Consider the following 18,111-nt stretch of genomic DNA (forward strand, 5'->3'; position numbering starts at 1 on the left):
GTATAAATATGAAATTAATTCTGATGGTACTGACTTTTTATGTTAGTGCAAATTTCATTGCTAATTCAGCTGAGTCTTACTCTGATATTGAAAAAGAGATGTGTGCAAAACTGCCAGCGGTCATTAAAAAAGGTAATGAGTTATACAGGGTAGGGGAATATAATGAAGCAAGAGATTATTTTACTGAGCAAGTCTCGCTAAGTGAAGGTTGTGGATATGCCTATGGCAAACCAGATAAAACTGCGATTATCACAGCGTATAATAATGTTGCACTTTCTTATATAAAAGAAGAGGACAAACTGAAGGCTCTGGCATGGTTGTCATTAGCTCCAAACGATAAAAGGTCTAAATTCAACTACAGTCTGCTTAAAAAAATATCTGCCTCTGTTGGACATGATATGGTGGGAACCTATTGGGGGTATGCCGGTTTAGGAAGCTGGAATATTGCCTCTGTAGAGAAACATGATGATGACTACTTGATATCCTTGAACCTACTCTACTTTGGGCTAAGGGGAATGGCTTATGGTCCTAATATTGGCGACATATCTCAGGTCGTGACTATGAAGGATGGTAAAGGGATTATAAAGCTGACTGGTGAAGAGGGTAATTGTGAAATTTCTATAAAATTTAGCGACAAAGACAATGGTATTCTTGAATTTGATACAAATCCTGATAAAAGTGAGTGCGGGTTTGGGCACAACGTATATGCTAATGGGGATTTCATTAGAGTTTCGAATAAACCTACGCCATTTTCTATCGGTTATTGAGGTAGGGCGGAAAGTATTCTCCGTTAAATCTTGTATGCTGGTTTTTGCTTGCTCGGCAAAAATATGATTAGTTGAGAAGGTTGTGAGCGGGTATGGCGAAGTCCAACGTTTACCACATACTTTCTTTTTTCCTACCCCTCATCCCCAGCCCTTCTCCCACAAGGGGAGAAGGGCGCAAACAGATCGTCCGATTACGCTTCGCTAATCAAACCTAGGTGGCTGGCGATCATATTCTGGGTGCCGCCTTATCCCCTCTCCATGGAGAGGGCTAGGGGGCCGGGTTGGCACAATGCAACAAATCGTAGGGAGCAATGAACGAAGTGAATTGCACCACTGCTATTTATCTGCCAAAAAGGTGCAATGCGCTTTGCTTGTTGCGCCCTACCTACTCACGACAGGATCTCATTCATTGCGACTCGAATTTAAAACCATCGACTTGGAGCGGGATTACGAACGCTGTGTGCAGGCGCGCAGGGATGCCTATTTCTGCAGCTTCCATACCTATGATGGCTTTGCCGAGTTTATTTCCGGTTATCGGGAGCGGATCCACGAAAGGCTGGGGCAAGGTGAATGGCATTACTTGCATGTCTGGGCTGGTGAACAACTGGTGGGTCAGTTGGAATTTCGCAGCTTTTCCGATGAACCCGAGACGGGCTATGTGCAGCTTATCTATCTGTTTCCCGAGTATCGTGGCACCGGCTTGGCGGCAGAGTTGCAGGCGTATATCCGTCACCAGTTGTTAAGCGCGGGTTGCAGATGGGCGTTGCTATCCGTTAGTCGTACCAATTTGCGGGCGCTGAACCATTACCGGCGTTCGGGCTGGACATTTTTGCGTTCCAATCCAAAACACGAAGAGACGGATTTTTATCGACTTGAACTGGCAAAATAATCTCGTATGTTGGGCTTCGCAGGCTCAGCACCAACCTACCCGTTACATAAGTTGTGGCTGAACGTAGCGAAGCCCAACGTTTACCGCGTAATCTCATTTTTCCTTCCCCTCATCCCCAGCCCTTCTCCCGCAAGTGGAGAAGGGAGGTTTGGCCCCGTGGCTATATCCCGAATTCACACGTCATTACGAACTGCATATCACCGATGTTGCATTATCCCCTTGCCCTTTGGGAGAGGGCTGGGCGAGGGGAACGGGTTGCCCCAATACCCACTTCGTAAAATCAGGTAGGGTGCAATGAACGAAGTGAATTGCACCGCCCATAATTATCTTGCAAAATGGTGGGATACTTTTCGTTTTTAATGATAAATCAGGCAGTAAAATGACAATTCATAGTTTTAAAAGCGAACGGCACAAGAACATGCTGCTTGGGGGATGTTTTTTATTGCTGCTTGTTCTATGGTTTTCAATCTTACTATTCTCGCTCAGACTGTCACGTAAAACAGTTATTGCTGACACGGTTCCAGAGTTGCTCACCTATATAACTATAAGTGCGTTATTTGGATTGGTTGGTGCAATTTTCACTGCTTTTCGATGTCCCGGGCGTGACGCCTTAAAGCATATCACAAAAGCCTTTGGTAGTTGCTTTTTTATGATATTTATAACGTCATTGTATGGCTATGATATGTACGTCTATTTTTATCCAGATAAAGTGGTCAGTTATGATACGGAATATAAAGTGGTTCACCCCGGACCATCCAAAGGTAAATACGGTCGTTGTGAGGCGGGCTTAAAGATAAAAGATCAGCATACAGGGTATTGGTTCAATATTTGTTATAGTGATAATGAACTTGGAAAGGAGCGGATTGGGGATCATGGAGTGGTGTGGGTGAAAACACGGATCAATGAGGCCGGATCATACTTGGAAAGCTACAATGTATATTCAGAAAAATCTTATTTTTCTATCCCCTCATCCCCAGCCCCTCTCCTGCAGGGGAATAAGGGAATAATCTCGTTACCGCTACCCGATTAAGCTTAACTAATAGAGCCTGTATGGCTGGCGATCATATCCCCGGCGCTGCTTTATCCCCTCTCCCTTTGGGAGAGGGCAGGGTGAGGGGATCATTCAGGCATTAGATGGTCAACTCCAGCAGGTTTCCTTCCGGATCCAGGAAGGTGCTCTCGTAATAGCCGTCGCCGGTCCAGCGGGGGCCGTCCAGGTGTTTCACCTCGGCCCCTTTGAGCAGCTTGAGGCGGGCTGTCATCCTGTCCACCGCCTCAGTGCTGCCGAGGGCGAAGGCGATATGGGCCAGCCCCAGCAGCGGGTGAGGCAGAGTTAGATCCGCTGGAAACAGGTTGGGGCTGTGCATCAGCTCCAGACTGGCGCCCCCCTCGAAGCGCACGAAGTAGGAGCTGAACTGTTTGGCCGGGTTGTGGTAGCGCTCATTCGCCTGGCCGCCAAACAGGGTGCAGTAGAAGCTCTTGAGGGCGTCCAGATCCTGTGCCCAGATGGCGACGTGATGGATATGCATGGTGGGTCTCCTTTGTATTGATGCCCTCCATGCTATGCTCGGCGGCTATGGTCCGACATGGCTGAGCCCGTCCTGATGATGTCTGAAACTGCCAATCTGGAAGTGATTGAAGTCTCCCCCGACTGCCGCGAGCAGATCTGTTGCGACAGCCTGTTGCCGGCGCTGACCCAGGAGCGGGTGTGGCTGGCGGGCCACTCCCGTCTGCAGACCCACTATCGGATCGAACGCCGCTTCGCGGACGTGCACTGCTTCTTGATCACCCTGGGCGGCGAGGGGGAGGTGCTGATCGGTGAGCGCTATGAGCGGCTTGTCAGCGGGGAGTGGGCGCTGATCCCGGCGGGCCAGCCGCTCTGCTACCGGTTAGCAGAGACGCAGTTGCCGGAGCCGCAACTGCCCACTGGTGGTCAGTGGGAGCTGCTGTGGCTGCTGCTGCACAAGGGCTCCCCCTGGGATGCCTTCGCAAGCCACTCCAGACTGGGTTGCACCTCCCAGCAGGCCAGCCTGCTGCATACCCTGGAGAACCTCTACGCGGAGCAGGAGCGCCATCAGGACCCGCTGCTCAGTGCGCTGCTGGTGGAGCAGCTCGGCTTCTATCTGCGCCGCCTGCTGCAAAAAGGGGAGGGGCAGAAACGTGGCGAGCGGCTGGCGCTGCGCCTCGAGCTGTTGCTGAAAGAGGCGCTCGGCGAGTGCTGGGACATCAGCCGGATGGCCGGGGCGCTGCACCTCTCCGAGCGGCAGCTCTATCGCCTCTGCCAGCAGCACTTCGCGCTGGCGCCCATGGCGCTGCTGCAACGGCTGCGGCTGCAACGGGCCGCGCTGCTGCTCGCCAGTCGAAGTGAGCCGGTCAAGGAGGTGGCCAGACTGTGCGGCTTCAAGAACGAATACCACTTCTCCACCGCCTTCAAGCGCCAGCACGGGCTGGCCCCCAGCCATTATCGCAGTTTGCATCATCCTGGCTTTAAATCCGGACTACTCTGAGATCCTGCACCAGATGCGTGGGTATTCCACTCATTCAGGGCCATAATGGGCCTATAACCAGACAGGCCGGCCCAGAGCGAACCGGCAACGGGATGAGGCGGACAGTGCCTTGCCGGGTTCTGACTTCTACACTCAAGCTTTGCGCCCCCATGACCATGGGGATAGAGGACAAGGATAGTCTTTTATGCTGCCAGATACGGATACGATCAAGATATCGGATGTCAGCGAGGGGGTGGTACACGGCATCCTCGAGGTGATCAGCGAAGGGGTCTGGGACTGGAACGCCAACACGGGTTTCGTTTACCGCAACTCGGGTTGGTATCGGATGCTGGGGTATGAGCCACACTCCCTCGGCAATACGGTGTTCACCTGGGAGAACGTGATCCACCCCGATGATCTGACGCGGGTGATGGCCTGCTTCGATGCCTATCTGAGCGGGGAGGCGCCGCACTACAAGGTCGAGTACCGTTGCCGCACTCGGGATGGCGACTTCGCCTGGGTCGAGGATTATGGCCGGATCATCGCCCGCAACCCCGATGGCTCTGTGGCCCGCATGATAGGGGCCCATCGCGACATCCATGCCCAGAAGCTGCTCTATACCCGGCTGGAACTGCAGAATCGCTCGCTGGAGCAGCAAGTCGCGGAGCGCACCGCCGAGCTGCAGCGGCTCAATCGGGAGCTGCAGCGGCAGGTCGAAGAGAATCGCCGGCTGGCGGAGACGGACTCCCTGACCGGGGCCGCCAGCCGCTATCGGCTGGAGCAGGTCATCCGGCTGGAGTCCGAACGTGCCAAGCGCTTCAAGGATCATTTTTCCGTCATCGCCATGGACGTGGACGACTTCAAGCGGATCAACGATCGCTATGGCCATGCGGTCGGCGATCAGACCCTGATCGACATAGTGCGGCTGGCGCGGGACAACATCCGCGAGATCGATCTGATTGCCCGCTGGGGGGGCGACGAGTTTATGCTGATCCTGCCCAATACCCGGTTGCCGGATGCCCAGGTGGTCGCCGAGAAGTTGCGTCAGCGGTTGAGCCAGCTCAGCGTGGGTGAACAGGAGGGCATCACCATGAGCTTCGGCCTGGTGGAATATCACCTGAGCGAATCCCAGAGCCAGCTGATGGTGCGGGTGGACAGGGCGCTCTATCAGGCCAAGCTGTCAGGCAAGAATCAGCTCTGTGGCTGGCATTGACGGGGCCTTTTTGGCATCGATACGTTTACCTCCCCCCCCGGATGTGGCTTGACCAAGGGATCACCTTGACTCCGACTCTATGCACTGGTCTGATGCGCGCTCTTTCATTCCTGTGAGATGTATCTTAATGAAGAAGTGCCTCCTGATTGCCCTGACCGCCCTGCCTCTGGTTGCCCACGCCGGTCTGATGGATTCCCTGACCGATACCGTGACCAGCAGCCTCACCAGCAGCGCCAAGGAGATGGCGGGCAGCGCCATGGACAGCGCCTCCAACGAAGCGATCAAGAAGGCGTTGGACATCAAGGAAGGTGCCTCCAACAAGCAGGCCATCAAGGACAAGCTGGGCGCCCCGGCCAGCACCAGGACCGAAGCCGGTCAGGAAGTGTGGAGCTATGATCTGACCGCCCTGAACAAGGCTTCTCCCATGCTGGCGGAGACTTCCAAGACCCTGTTCAAGGATGCCGAAGCCGCTCAGAAGAGCGTCGTCATCAAGTTCGAAGGCGAGACCGTCAAGACCCTGAGCCTGGCCGACAACGCCAAGGCGTGAGTCTGACATCCGTGCATGAGAAAGGGGCCCTGTGGCCCCTTTTTGATTGGCGATGACAACGAACCGTGCAGATGGGCGACGCCACCTTAAGCCGCAGCCAGCTGGGCGGCGACACCAATAGCAGAGGGTGGCCTGGGCCACCCTCTCTCGTATCCGGAGCCGCTTACTTGTTGGCTTCGGCGAACTGCTTCATCACCTCGGCGTGCTTGGTCATGCCGTCGGCCCTCAGCTCCAGATTCTTGACGAACTCGGCCTTCTTGGCCGGGTCTTCGATCTTGTCATAGCGCTGCTGCAGGTGAGCCTGGATCTGCTCCGGGGTCATGTTCTGCATGCGGGCCATCTTGTCGTGACGGCCACCGTGGTGCTTGCCGCCCATCATGCCTGAGCCGTCCATGGGGCAACCGGTCGCTGCTGCGGCGGTGGGTTGGGCCGTGCTCACGGCTTCGCTGGCGGCGTAGGCGCCGAGCGGCAGGCCGAGGATCAGGGTGGCGGTCAGCAGGGTCTTGGTCAGTGTTTTCATGTGGTTACTCCTGTCGGATTGAGTTCTGGGTCGGCTCATTCGCCTTGACCCCAAGTAAACACCCGGGAGGTGTCTGAATTTTGCCAGTTGGAGCCTATTTTGTAGCAGAGTGTGGCATCTTGGCGCTCTGGCACACTTTGACACAACCCGCCCGATTGATTTTCGTATAATCGCCCCAGCTCGATAACGGGAGAGACAGTGATGAACCAAGGCAGTCCCCATATTCTGGTGGTCGATGACCACAGCGAGATCCGCGATCTGCTGAAGCGCTTTCTGGAACAACATGGCATGCGGGTCAGTTGTGCCCGGGATGGCAAGGAGATGAAGCGGCTGCTGGACGAGCGGGAGTTCGACCTGCTGGTGCTGGATCTGATGATGCCGGGGGAGGATGGCCTGACCCTGTGCCGCGAGCTGAGAGTGAAGTCCAATTTACCCATCATCATGCTCACCGCCATGGGCGAGGAGACGGACCGCATCATAGGGCTGGAGATGGGCGCCGATGACTATCTCGCCAAGCCGTTCAATCCCCGTGAATTGCTGGCCCGTATCAAGGCGGTGATGCGCCGCACTCAGGCCGAATCCCAGCCGGCGCCCGAGGCATTGACCCGGGATCTGCGCTTCGATCGCTGGCTGCTCGACATCAATCGCCGTGAACTGGTGGATGAGGAAGGGGTGGGGCTGAGCCTCTCCACCGCCGAATTCGACCTGTTGCGGGTGTTCCTCGAACGGCCGCAGCGGGTGCTGAGCCGGGATCAGCTGCTGGATCTGGCCAGGGGCCGTGAGACGGTGGCCTTCGATCGCGCCATCGATACCCTGGTGAGCCGCCTGCGCCGCAAGCTGGAGCGGGATCCCAAGAACCCCGAGCTGATCAAGACCATCTGGGGCGGCGGTTACCTGTTCGCCGCCGACGTGACCCAGGAGTGAGCCGGTGGCCATGATCAAGCGACTCTGCGCCAGGCTGTTGCCGAAGGGGCTGACCGGCCAGATAGTGCTGGTTGCCCTGGCGGGGCTGGTGTTGATCCAGCTGCTCAGCATCCAGATCTACCGCTCCGATAGAGAAGAGGCGCTCGGTTACGTCAACAGCCGCAATGCCATGCAGCGCATCGTCTCTGTGGTGCGGCTGCTGACCCTCTCTCCTCCTTCGCTCTATCACGAGATCCTCAAGGCGAGCCGCAGCGAGACCCTGCTGCTGCGCCTCGCCGACGAACCGCTGCAGCCTGACAATCGCAGCCCCCGTTTCGAGAAGCTGGTGCGGGCCAAGCTGGATTATCCGCCGCAACTGGCGGTGGAGATCAGCGCCGAGCTGAAGCAGGAGTTCCAGCGCAGCCAGGCCTGGCGGCACCACAATCGCATGATGAAGGATCGCAACGGCATGCCGCCACCCCAGGACATGCGGCTCTATGGCTCCATCCAGCTGCCCAATGGTGGCTGGTTGCAGTTCAGCTCCCTGGTGGACAAGGAGTCCGTCAGCTGGTCCTGGCAGACCACTCTCAACCTGATCCTGGTGGCGAGCCTGGTGATCGGCCTGATGATCTGGCTGTTCCGCCGCGCCACCCAGCCGCTCAAGCAGCTGGCCGCCAACGCGGACAGGCTGGGGCGCGGCGAGGATATCGAGCCGCTGCGTGAGGAAGGGCCGACCGAGATCCGTGAATCCATTCAGGCATTCAACCGCATGCATACCCGGCTCGATCGCTTCGTGCAGGACAGGACCCGGATGCTGGCTGCCATCTCCCACGATCTGCGCACCCCCATCACCAGCCTGCGCCTGCGCACCGAGTTTCTGGCCGAGGGAGAGGACAAGGAACGCATCCAGCAGACCCTGCAACAGATGGAGCAGATGCTGGCGGCGACCCTGAGCTTCGCCCGTGAGGAAGGGCAGCAGGAGGCGACCCGGGAGCTGGATCTGGTCAGCCTGCTGGAGAGCCTGTGTGACGACTATGCCGACACCGGCCAACCGGTTACCTGCCTGGCGGAGGGCAAGCAGGTCTATGCCTGCCGCGCCAATACCCTGCGTCGGGTGCTGCAAAACCTCATCGGCAACGCCATCAAGTACGCGGGCAGTGCCGAGGTGTCGCTGGAGCGAGGCGAGGGGGAGCTGTTTATTCGGGTCTGCGATCGGGGACCTGGTATAGATCCGAGCCGGCTGGAGGATGTGTTTAAACCCTTCGTGCGGCTCGATGAGGCTCGTAACACCGAATCCGGCAGTGTGGGGCTGGGGCTTGCCATCGCTCGTACTCTGGTACACCAGCACGGTGGGGAGCTCAGCCTGCATAACCGTGCCGAAGGCGGACTGGAGGCGAGGATCAGCCTGCCGCTGTGAGGGCCTATACCTTCATCCGATCTGACAAGAGGGCGCCCGGGTTGGCGCCCTCTTCGTATCCGAGATTACGCGAGGCTGACGACATGGTGTATGTGGGAAAGATCGAGTGAGTGGGGAGCACGCAGGGTGTGGTGCGAGGAACTGCGGGGCTGTGGTCTGTGACCGGTGTGAATGTGGGGGAGGAATAGACAGGACTGGCCGAAAATCAGGCAACAAAAAACCCGCCGAGGCGGGTTTTTTCAATTCTTGCAGAAGGTCTTTCCGATTAACGGGAAGGCTTCCTGGCTTGAATTACAGACCAACTACGTTGGCAGCAGCCGGGCCTTTCTGGCCTTGCTCGATGGTGAACTCAACGCGCTGACCTTCGTCCAGGGTTTTGAAGCTGGTGGACTGGATAGCGGAGAAGTGTACGAACACGTCTTTGCCACCGTCAGCCGGGGAGATGAAGCCAAAACCTTTTTCTGCGTTGAAGAACTTAACGGTACCAGTCATTTTGTTAGACATAATAATTTCCTTAATAGTGATATTGAAACGCCACGGTTGTGGCAATCCATGATTTTTCGTCAGCAATACGTATGGGGAGCACTAAAGAAGGAAATTATTTGATAAGAGCTATCTGGGACAACTCTAAACAAATCACTGCTTTAAAATGACTGCCTAACATAATCAGGTCTGAACTACCGAACCATCGAGGTTGATTAGAACACGCTCACCCTGATGTGGCAATCTTTATCTTGATATTAATTACCCAGTGACGCTGGCGTTGGGGTCTCTCTGATGAAAAATATCGTTGTTTAACAACTTGATAGAGGTTGATTCAGGTTAGGGAAGCATGGCGATATAATGTTCATGCCCGCACGCAGGGGATGCGTCCGGGCATGAATGCATGAATATAGAAGAGATTAGCGCTTGCTGCGGAACTTGTTGCTGACGGAGTCAATCCAGCTGAAAGTATCGGGCAACACCTGGTTCTTGGCACGTTCCTTGGCTTTCTCCCGCGCCAGCGCTGAGGCGACCTTGGCAACCTTGGCGCGCTCCGCTGCGATCAGCAGCCGCCCTTCCTCACGGATCTTGTTGCGCTCCCCATTGGTCAGGGTGTGATCGGCATTGGCCTGGGCTTTCTGCAGCAGCAGGGTGATCTCGGCCTTCTCGGCCTCGGTGAGGTCTTTCATTTCCAGTTTTTTCATGGCGCGCTCCTGCGGCAGGGGATAGCACACCCTAGCACACTCTGACGGTACATCTCTTATGCTATCGTCGCCTTGCCACCAAAAGGGCAGATTGAGGGCCATTTCCCACCATGTTCTCACCCTTTTATGGACAGTTTCCGGCGGCTTGTTGCTGATGGAACCCATTGCCCGGACCCGAGCAGGGCGGCTGGAGCTGCTCTGAACCCGATCAATCATGGGATAAGGAAAGAATGGGGCGACTGGGTCCCGTCACCGCTCTTTCAACAGACTGGCAGGTCATAGCGCCGGGAGATGTCCTGGCCCGGATTGGCAGTAGGTACTGCGGTGTGGGCGTCGTGGGGGGCTTTTCGGAGGTGCTGGCGGCGGGCGCGCCTGGCTGGCGATCTGCCGTTATTGTGTGAGGCTGGATCCTGGCCTGAGGTTAGGGGTATGCTGGTACCAGTGCGATCCCCGATCGTCACTGTTAGCGTACTGTGATCTATGATTCGGCTGACACGCTGGAGCCCCGGTTCCAACCTGTCTGGGTAACATTTTTGGAGTCTGATGATGAGTAACAAAGAACAGCATCACGGCAAAGATGCCAAGAAAAAACCGCAGATGTCACTGAAAGAGAAGCGCGATGCCAAACGGCAGAAAGCCGACCTGAAAAATGGCAGCGTGTTGAAGTAACGCTCCGCTACACTGTTGTTCCTCTGGAGCCAGTATCAAGCCAGCCCATCATGGGCTGGCTTTTATGTTTTCGGCCGATGAGCTCGCCTCATAGCTCGCCAAGATCCGTTCATAGCGCCCATCCTCTCTCATGCGCGCGAGCTGGCGATCGAACCACTGCTGCTGGGTGGCTCGACGAAAGGCAAAGTGATAGTGGGTGGGGGCGAACAGGGCATGTTGCCTGACCCGAACGGGGGCATGGCGCCCGCTGTCCGATTCACTCTCGCGTTGCTGCGCCAGATAGTAGTAGAACACCCTCTGCTCCAGGATCACGGCATCAGTGCGCCCCAACAGCAGCATCTGTACCTGGCTCTGCTGCCTGGCCACCTCTTCATAGCGAGGATTCTGAGCGGCCATGCTGGCGAAATCCTCCCCCAGGATCTGCCGTGCCCGCTGGAAGGCGCTGACACGCAACCCCTTCAGATCCGCGATCGAGTGGATGACCCTATCGTCCAGGGTAAAGACCCTGTTGTGGAAGGTGATCACCGGCTGCGACAGATAGGCGTGCTTCAGCATGCCGGGCTTCACGTTGATGATGGCATCCAGCTTGCCCTCTTCCAGCATGCGGAAGGTGCGCTCCAGCGGCAGGTAGATGAACCGGGGCTCGTAGCCACTGCCGGCAAAGGCCTGTGTCAGCAGATCCAGCTCGATGCCGCGGCCCTGGTGCTTGATCACGTAAGGCGGAATGGCGAAATTGACGCCCACCCGCAGTGGCTCGGCGGCCAAGGTGCCCATATGCAGCAGCAGGGTGAAGCGCAGCAGGCGGTTAAGGAAGCCCATGCTTGTTCTCAGGCGGATGACTCGGTCTGATGATACCCACAACGCCCAATGAGAGAGACCACACAGCCCCCATCGTCTCGGTAACGGGATGATGGGGACGATGGCTGCGTCAGAAGTAGGCAAAAAAAGGCCCTGAACAGTCAGGGCCTGGTAGTCAGTCACGTCGAGATCTAGAACGGAATGTCGTCGTCAAAATCCATCGGCGGTTCGTTGTAAACCGGCGGGGCAGACTGAGGTTGCTGCTGTTGCTGAGGACGGCTGTAACCGCCTTGCTGCTGCATGTTCTGCTGCGGTGCGGCAGCGGGGCGTGGCATGTTCTGCTGGGGAGCGGCCTGTTGCGGCTGGCCCCAGTTGCCCTGGGATTGCTGGCCACCCATGCTCTGACCGGCGCCGCCTTGCGGACGGCCACCCAGCATCTGCATCACGCCGCTGAAGCTGTCGACCAGGATTTCAGTGGTGTAACGCTCCTGACCACCCTGATCCTGCCACTTGCGAGTCTGCAGTTTGCCTTCGACATAGACCTGGGAGCCTTTTTTCAGGTACTCGCCAGCCACTTCGGCCAGCTTGCCCATGAACACCACACGGTGCCATTCAGTGCGCTCTTTCTGCTCACCGGTCTGCTTGTCGCGCCAGGATTCGGAGGTGGCCAGGGTGATGTTGGTCACGGCACCGCCACTCGGCATGTAGCGCACTTCCGGGTCTTGCCCCAGGTTACCGATCAGAATGACTTTATTGATGCCTCGACTGGCCATAATCTCTCTTCCACCCTTTATATACCGGCCGGGCCAAATGCCCGGACCAATTCAACATTTCGTTCGTGTTTGGTGAGATGCGCTCCACTGGATGGGGGATCTTCACTCATGTCATGGCTGCGCCCGATCTGGCCGAATAAATCACCAGCCGCTCGTCCCAGCGTTTGCCCGCAATAGTAACAGAGTTGGCGGGCATGAGGGCACATCTTCCTGCCCGGCGGGTGTCAATCCCGCCGTCGGATCCTTCATTAACTTACCCGAGGTGCGGGGTTGCCAGCAAGCGGCGCTACCCGTGAGAGCCCTGTCCACCCGGGAGGGCCATGCCTGTGCTGGCAGGTACTAGTAGACCCCCCAAATGGGGAGGGTATGCTAGTCATTTGTATTGATTGAGAAATTGGCAAGCTTCAAAGGAATCACAGTAGCGCCTAATACTTTTTTAATACTTCAGTCAGGAGGGGGGATTGGTACTCTCTCCCGTCGAAAAGCCCAGATCCGAATGTGCAAGGAAGTCTTCTTGATGACGCCCGAATACCCCTTAGTGCTGATCACCGAACATAACGCACAAGCCATCAGTTTTCAGCGTCACCTCGGCGAGCAGCTGGGCCTGGCCATCCTGCTGGTGGGAGAGCTGGATGCCCTGCCGGAACCGGCAGACACCGACAGCCAGCCCCTGTTCCTGATCGATCTGGATTACCTCAAGTCGACTCAGCAGGCGGACTGGAGCCAGACGCTTTGCAGTCGATTCGGTGGGGCCAGCACCGTGCTGCTCAATGCCCCCACCAGTACGGACCGGGAGCTGTTGCTGATGTGGCCGCACACCAGCGGACTCTTCTTCCGCCAGGACAGCCTGGATCGGCTGGTGATCGGCATCAGCAAGGTGCTGCAGGGGGAGTATTGGATCCCGCGCCACCTGCTCTGTGATCTGGTGGATTACTATCGCAAGGGGAGCGGCCAGCCGCTGCGTAACCAGACGCTGCTGACGGCCCGTGAACAGGAGATAGTCCGTCACCTGATGACGGGGGCCTCCAATACCGAGATCGCCGACAGCCTGTTTGTGAGCGAACACACCATCAAGTCCCACCTCTATAACGTGTTCAAGAAGTTGAACGTCAAGAACCGCTTGCAGGCGGTGAGCTGGGCCAAGGAATATCTCTGAAGAGCGGGGTCAGGGTGATAAAAGCCTGTCTATTCATCCAGTAGTCACTGTGCCATACTGGTTCGCTCTGGTTTGTGTATCGAGCGTGCAAGAAGATGGAAAAAATCGTGATTCGGGGTGCCCGCACCCACAATCTCAAGAACATCAATCTGACCCTGCCCCGCGACAAGTTGATCGTGGTCACCGGTCTGTCCGGTTCCGGCAAGTCCTCGCTGGCGTTCGATACGCTCTATGCCGAGGGACAGCGCCGCTACGTGGAGTCACTCTCCGCCTATGCCCGTCAGTTCCTCTCTCTGATGGAGAAGCCGGATGTGGATCATATAGAGGGGCTGTCACCGGCCATCTCCATCGAGCAGAAGTCCACCTCCCACAACCCGCGCTCGACCGTGGGCACCATCACCGAAATTTATGACTACCTGCGCCTGCTGTTTGCGCGGGTAGGCGAACCCCGCTGCCCGACCCACGCCATCCCGCTCGCCGCCCAGACCATCAGCCAGATGGTGGATCAGGTGCTGGTCCAGCCCGAGGGCAGCAAGCTGATGCTGCTGGCGCCCGTGGTACGGGATCGCAAGGGTGAGCACAGCAAGCTGCTGGAGAATCTGGCGGCGCAGGGCTATATCCGCGCGCGCATCGATGGCGAGGTGTGCGATCTCTCCGATCCTCCCCCGCTGGAGCTGCACAAGAAGCACACCATAGAAGTGGTGGTGGACCGCTTCAAGGTGCGCGCCGATCTGGCGCTGCGCCTCGCCGAATCCTTCGAGACGGCGCTGACCCTCTCCGGCGGCATAGTGCTGGTGGCCCCCATGGACGGGGAGGCGGGGGTGGTTCCCATGACCTTCTCCGCCAACTTCGCCTGTCCGGAGTGTGGCTACTCCATGTCGGAGCTGGAGCCACGCATCTTCTCCTTCAACAACCCGGCCGGCGCCTGCCCGACCTGTGACGGCCTCGGGGTGCAGCAATATTTCGATCCCGCCAAGCTGATCCACGACCCGAGCCAGAGCCTGGCGAGCGGTGCCATCCGCGGTTGGGACAAGCGCAGCTTCTATTACTTCCAGATGCTCAAGTCCCTCGCCGAGCACTACAAGTTTGATCTGGAGAGCCCCTGGGAAGATCTGCCCGCCAAGACCCAGGAGGTGATCCTGCGTGGCTCAGGTCGCACCGAGATCGAGTTCCGCTACATGAACGATCGCGGCGACGTGGTGGTGCGCAAGCACCCGTTCGAGGGGATCCTGCACAACATGGAGCGTCGCTACCGGGAGACCGAATCCAACTCGGTGCGGGAAGAGCTCTCCAAGTACATCGCCAACAAGTCCTGTACCAGCTGTGGTGGCAGCCGGCTGAGGGAGGAGGCGCGCCACGTGTTCGTGGATAACCGCAACCTGCCCGCCATCGCCGAGCAATCCATCGGCGACGCGCTGGCGTTCTTCGCCGGGATCGAGCTGACCGGCCAGCGTGCCCAGATCGCCGAGAAGATCCTGAAAGAGATCGTCGAGCGGCTCGGCTTCCTGGTCAACGTCGGCCTCAACTACCTCAGCCTGTCTCGCAGCGCCGAGACCCTGTCCGGTGGCGAGGCGCAGCGCATCCGGCTGGCCAGCCAGATCGGCGCCGGCCTGGTGGGGGTGATGTATGTGCTGGATGAGCCCAGCATCGGCCTGCACCAGCGGGACAACGAACGGCTGCTCAAGACCCTCACTCACCTGCGCGACCTCGGCAACACCGTGATCGTGGTGGAGCACGACGAGGACGCCATTCGCCTCGCCGATCATGTGCTGGACATAGGCCCCGGGGCCGGCGTCCATGGCGGCTCAATCGTCGCCCAGGGCACGCCGGAGGAGATCATCGCCAACCCCGCCTCGTTGACGGGGGATTACCTCTCCGGCCGCAAGCAGATCGCCATTCCCGCCGAGCGCACCCCGCTCACCGGCAAGTGGTTGAAGCTGAAAGGGGCGAGCGGCAACAACCTGCGCAACGTCAATCTGGATCTGCCCATAGGGGTGATGACCTGCGTCACCGGGGTCTCCGGCTCCGGCAAGTCGACCCTGATCAATGACACCCTGTTCCGCATCGCCCACCGGGAGCTGAACAAGGCCACCGAGTCGACCCCGGCGCCCTACCGCGAAGTGGAAGGGCTGGAGCACCTGGACAAGGTGGTGGACATCGATCAGAGCCCCATAGGCCGTACCCCGAGATCCAACCCGGCGACCTACACCGGCCTGTTCACCCCGATCCGCGAGCTGCTCTCCGGCACCCAGGAGGCGCGTTCGCGCGGCTACCTGCCGGGTCGCTTCTCCTTCAACGTCAAGGGGGGGCGCTGCGAGGCCTGTCAGGGGGACGGCGTCATCAAGGTGGAGATGCACTTCCTGCCGGATGTCTATGTGCCTTGCGACGTCTGCAAGGGCAAGCGCTACAACCGCGAGACCCTGGAGGTGAAGTACAAGGGCAAGAACATCCACGAGATCCTCGACATGACGGTGGAGGATGCCCGCGAGTTCTTCGATCCTGTGCCGGCGGTGGCGCGTAAGCTGCAAACCCTGATGGATGTGGGCCTCTCCTACATCCGGCTCGGCCAGTCGGCCACCACCCTCTCCGGCGGCGAGGCGCAGCGGGTCAAGCTGGCGCGGGAGCTCTCCAAGCGCGACACCGGCCAGACTCTCTACATCCTGGACGAGCCGACCACCGGGCTGCACTTCCACGACATCCAGCAACTGCTCAAGGTGCTGCACCAGCTGCGGGATAGGGGCAACACTATCGTCATCATCGAGCACAACCTGGACGTCATCAAGACCGCCGACTGGATCGTCGATCTCGGTCCCGAGGGGGGCGCCGGCGGTGGCCGCATCCTGGTGACCGGCACGCCCGAGGAGATGAGCCGCTGCAAAGATTCCCATACGGCGCGCTTTTTGGCGCCCTTGTTGGTAAAATAAGCGTCTCAGTCATGCAACAAGGGGCCCAGGGCCCCTTGTTTTTTATGGGCTGGCGGAGCGGCTCCATCCCGGGGCTATGCCCCATACTTGATCTCGTCCCCGTCCTTGTTTGCTGTCATCAGGATCCCGGCGTCTATGACCCACAAGCCCCGTCCCATCGATCATCTGCTGGCCTACTCCATGTTACCCGTCTGGGTGGGGGCGGTGCTGATGTTGCTGATCGTGATCGCCCTGTCGCAGATACCGGCGGTGGAGCGGCTCGAGGAGCAGAGGATGAGGGAACACCTGCAACGGGTGTGCAGGGCGGTGCAGGGGGACATCGATGCGATCAACGCCTTTACCCGGGACTGGGGCATCTGGGACGAGACCCGGACCTTCATCGCCAAGCCTAACCGGGGCTACATCAACTCCAATCTGCTGGTCGACACCCCGATGCGGGATTTCGAGCTCAACCTGCTGAGCTATCTGGATCTGCAGGGGGAGGAGGTCTGGACCCGCACCATGCTGCCGGACACCGAGGGGGTGGATACGACCCTGTTGCCCCGTTTTCTGGACGAGCTGACAACGCGCCTGCTGGCGGAGTCGCGCCAGGGGCAGATGCGGGCCCTGAGCGGGGTGCTGGGCTCCCAGTGGGGGCCGCTCATCTTCTCGTTGCAGCCGGTGACCGACAGTGCGGGGCTGCACCAACCCAACGGCTTCTTGCTGGCGCTGCGCTGGTTGGATCGACGCTACATGGCCAAGCTGGCCGAGCGCGTCGCCATCCCCCTTCGCTTCGCGCCGCCGGTGTCGGCCAGAGAGATGGCGGGGTTCGACACGCTCGGCAACCGGGTGCGCTATCGGCTGGTGGATCTCGGCCTGCGCTGGGTACGGGGAGAGGGGGTGTTGCTCGACAGCGCGGGCAACCCCGTGCTGACGCTGATCGTGGAGGAGGAGCGGGACGTGCTGCGGGGCGCGCTGGAGGGCACCCTCTGGATGCTGTTCGGCATGCTGCTGATCAGCCTGTGTTGCATCCTCATCGCCCGGCAGCGGCTGCGCTCCATAGTGCTGGAGCCCGTCAACGAGCTGGTGACCGCCCTGCAGCATTTCAGCGAGCAGCCGGATGTGAGCCGCCTGCCCATCTTCGACAGCAGCCGGGAGATGGCCCTGCTCAGCCGCAAGTTCAGGGAGATGGCGGCCAAGATCAGCCTGCAGCACAGCGCCATGCAGGCGCACTCCTCCCGGCTGGAGATGGCCGCTTACACGGATCCCCTGACCCGGGCTTTCAATCGCCGTTATCTGGAGGAGTGGTTGCTGGCCCGCTACGAGCTGGCCGAGCCCAGGCTGGCGGTGCTGCTGGATCTGGATCACTTCAAGCGGGTCAACGATCACTTCGGTCACGACATGGGGGATCTGGTGCTGCGCCAGCTGGCCGCGCTGCTGCGCCACTCGCTGAGGGAGGGGGAGCCGCTGATCCGACTGGGTGGGGAGGAGTTTCTGTTGCTGCTCTCCCGCCAGGATGGGCAGGTCCGCCTCGCCAGCCTGCACCGCGAGATCGCCGCCTATCCGTTCGGCCCGGAGACGGCGCCGCTGCACATGACGGTCTCGCTGGGTTATTGCGACTACCCCTTGCACCGGGAGCTGGAGGAGTCGTTCTGGGAGCTGAGCTTCAAGCTGGCGGACATCGCGCTCTATCGTGCCAAGCAGGAGGGGCGTGATCGTTGGCAGGGGTTCGACGGCGAGTTGCCTCGCGAGTGGTGGGCGTCGTCGCCCGAGCAGATCGTCGCCGGTGGGGTGCTGAATTATCGGACGTCCGGCCCGGCGGAGGACACTAGTGCATCAGGACCAGCCACGCTAGCGCGATAACAAATCCCAGCAAGATGAAC

Annotated in this window: 18 protein-coding genes; 12 read left to right on the forward strand and 6 right to left on the reverse strand. The window is 58.8% G+C overall.

Annotated elements, in window-relative coordinates; all coding sequences use genetic code 11:
- Positions 1 to 8: 8 nt before the first annotated feature.
- The 3 genes from AACW18_RS01240 (at position 9) to AACW18_RS01250 (ending at position 2,686) form a co-directional block, all read left to right on the forward strand.
- A complete protein-coding gene (locus tag AACW18_RS01240; RefSeq protein ID WP_218389921.1) occupies positions 9 to 767 on the forward strand; it encodes a tetratricopeptide repeat protein in 759 nt (252 codons plus the stop codon).
- 409 nt (positions 768 to 1,176) lie between these two features.
- Positions 1,177 to 1,656: a GNAT family N-acetyltransferase gene (locus tag AACW18_RS01245; RefSeq protein WP_218389939.1), complete on the forward strand. Its 480-nt coding sequence runs from the start codon at positions 1,177 to 1,179 to the stop codon at positions 1,654 to 1,656.
- A gap of 379 nt (positions 1,657 to 2,035) precedes the next feature.
- On the forward strand, positions 2,036 to 2,686 hold the full coding sequence (locus AACW18_RS01250) for a hypothetical protein (RefSeq protein ID WP_218389922.1): 651 nt from the start codon (positions 2,036 to 2,038) through the stop codon (positions 2,684 to 2,686).
- A gap of 100 nt (positions 2,687 to 2,786) precedes the next feature.
- Here AACW18_RS01250 and AACW18_RS01255 read toward each other — a convergent pair whose 3' ends face one another.
- Entirely contained in the window at positions 2,787 to 3,185 is a 399-nt protein-coding gene (locus tag AACW18_RS01255; protein WP_218389923.1) for a VOC family protein, read from the reverse strand.
- Positions 3,186 to 3,260: 75 nt separating this feature from the next.
- On the opposite strand from AACW18_RS01255, the gene AACW18_RS01260 reads away from it, so the two are divergent.
- From AACW18_RS01260 to AACW18_RS01270, 3 genes are all read left to right on the forward strand, one after another.
- Complete coding sequence (locus tag AACW18_RS01260) at positions 3,261 to 4,163, forward strand: helix-turn-helix transcriptional regulator (RefSeq protein WP_218389924.1); 903 nt, start codon at positions 3,261 to 3,263, stop codon at positions 4,161 to 4,163.
- Positions 4,164 to 4,347: 184 nt separating this feature from the next.
- The gene (locus tag AACW18_RS01265; protein ID WP_218330023.1) at positions 4,348 to 5,355 is read left to right on the forward strand and encodes a sensor domain-containing diguanylate cyclase; all 1,008 of its coding nucleotides are present in this window, start codon (positions 4,348 to 4,350) and stop codon (positions 5,353 to 5,355) included.
- A 127-nt stretch (positions 5,356 to 5,482) separates the two neighbouring features.
- The gene (locus AACW18_RS01270; protein ID WP_218292712.1) at positions 5,483 to 5,902 is read left to right on the forward strand and encodes a hypothetical protein; all 420 of its coding nucleotides are present in this window, start codon (positions 5,483 to 5,485) and stop codon (positions 5,900 to 5,902) included.
- 163 nt (positions 5,903 to 6,065) lie between these two features.
- Here the strand turns inward: AACW18_RS01270 and AACW18_RS01275 are convergent, their stop codons facing one another.
- Complete coding sequence (locus AACW18_RS01275; protein ID WP_218292711.1) at positions 6,066 to 6,422, reverse strand: hypothetical protein; 357 nt, start codon at positions 6,420 to 6,422, stop codon at positions 6,066 to 6,068.
- Positions 6,423 to 6,623: 201 nt separating this feature from the next.
- On the opposite strand from AACW18_RS01275, the gene AACW18_RS01280 reads away from it, so the two are divergent.
- Together AACW18_RS01280 and AACW18_RS01285 are read left to right on the forward strand one after the other, a co-directional pair.
- Positions 6,624 to 7,346 (forward strand): response regulator, encoded by a 723-nt coding sequence (locus AACW18_RS01280; RefSeq protein WP_218389925.1) that lies wholly within the window; start codon positions 6,624 to 6,626, stop codon positions 7,344 to 7,346.
- Between the two features lie 10 nt (positions 7,347 to 7,356).
- Positions 7,357 to 8,742, forward strand: coding sequence for an ATP-binding protein (locus tag AACW18_RS01285; RefSeq protein ID WP_042653434.1), 1,386 nt, complete (start codon positions 7,357 to 7,359; stop codon positions 8,740 to 8,742).
- Between the two features lie 291 nt (positions 8,743 to 9,033).
- Here the strand turns inward: AACW18_RS01285 and cspE are convergent, their stop codons facing one another.
- Together cspE and yjbD are read right to left on the reverse strand one after the other, a co-directional pair.
- Positions 9,034 to 9,246, reverse strand: coding sequence for a transcription antiterminator/RNA stability regulator CspE (gene cspE, locus AACW18_RS01290; protein ID WP_025328559.1), 213 nt, complete (start codon positions 9,244 to 9,246; stop codon positions 9,034 to 9,036).
- A 398-nt stretch (positions 9,247 to 9,644) separates the two neighbouring features.
- Positions 9,645 to 9,929 carry a DUF3811 domain-containing protein gene (gene yjbD, locus AACW18_RS01295; protein ID WP_042653393.1) on the reverse strand — a complete coding sequence of 95 codons (285 nt, stop codon included), beginning with the start codon at positions 9,927 to 9,929 and terminating at the stop codon, positions 9,645 to 9,647.
- Positions 9,930 to 10,475: 546 nt separating this feature from the next.
- On the opposite strand from yjbD, the gene AACW18_RS01300 reads away from it, so the two are divergent.
- A complete protein-coding gene (locus AACW18_RS01300) occupies positions 10,476 to 10,598 on the forward strand; it encodes a hypothetical protein (RefSeq protein ID WP_126623417.1) in 123 nt (40 codons plus the stop codon).
- Positions 10,599 to 10,646: 48 nt separating this feature from the next.
- Here the strand turns inward: AACW18_RS01300 and AACW18_RS01305 are convergent, their stop codons facing one another.
- Both AACW18_RS01305 and AACW18_RS01310 read right to left on the reverse strand, forming a co-directional pair.
- Positions 10,647 to 11,417: a substrate-binding periplasmic protein gene (locus AACW18_RS01305; protein WP_218389927.1), complete on the reverse strand. Its 771-nt coding sequence runs from the start codon at positions 11,415 to 11,417 to the stop codon at positions 10,647 to 10,649.
- A 170-nt stretch (positions 11,418 to 11,587) separates the two neighbouring features.
- Positions 11,588 to 12,169: a single-stranded DNA-binding protein gene (locus AACW18_RS01310; RefSeq protein ID WP_218330020.1), complete on the reverse strand. Its 582-nt coding sequence runs from the start codon at positions 12,167 to 12,169 to the stop codon at positions 11,588 to 11,590.
- A 517-nt stretch (positions 12,170 to 12,686) separates the two neighbouring features.
- Between AACW18_RS01310 and AACW18_RS01315 the strand changes: the two genes are divergently transcribed.
- The 3 genes from AACW18_RS01315 (at position 12,687) to AACW18_RS01325 (ending at position 18,091) form a co-directional block, all read left to right on the forward strand.
- Complete coding sequence (locus AACW18_RS01315; RefSeq protein ID WP_218389940.1) at positions 12,687 to 13,325, forward strand: LuxR C-terminal-related transcriptional regulator; 639 nt, start codon at positions 12,687 to 12,689, stop codon at positions 13,323 to 13,325.
- 95 nt (positions 13,326 to 13,420) lie between these two features.
- The gene (uvrA, locus tag AACW18_RS01320; RefSeq protein WP_218389928.1) at positions 13,421 to 16,249 is read left to right on the forward strand and encodes an excinuclease ABC subunit UvrA; all 2,829 of its coding nucleotides are present in this window, start codon (positions 13,421 to 13,423) and stop codon (positions 16,247 to 16,249) included.
- A 135-nt stretch (positions 16,250 to 16,384) separates the two neighbouring features.
- The gene (locus AACW18_RS01325; protein ID WP_218389929.1) at positions 16,385 to 18,091 is read left to right on the forward strand and encodes a sensor domain-containing diguanylate cyclase; all 1,707 of its coding nucleotides are present in this window, start codon (positions 16,385 to 16,387) and stop codon (positions 18,089 to 18,091) included.
- Positions 18,092 to 18,111 lie beyond the last annotated feature (20 nt).

Origin of the sequence: Aeromonas sp. sia0103 (assembly GCF_963895295.1) — a bacterium.
GTDB lineage: Bacteria > Pseudomonadota > Gammaproteobacteria > Enterobacterales > Aeromonadaceae > Aeromonas > Aeromonas encheleia.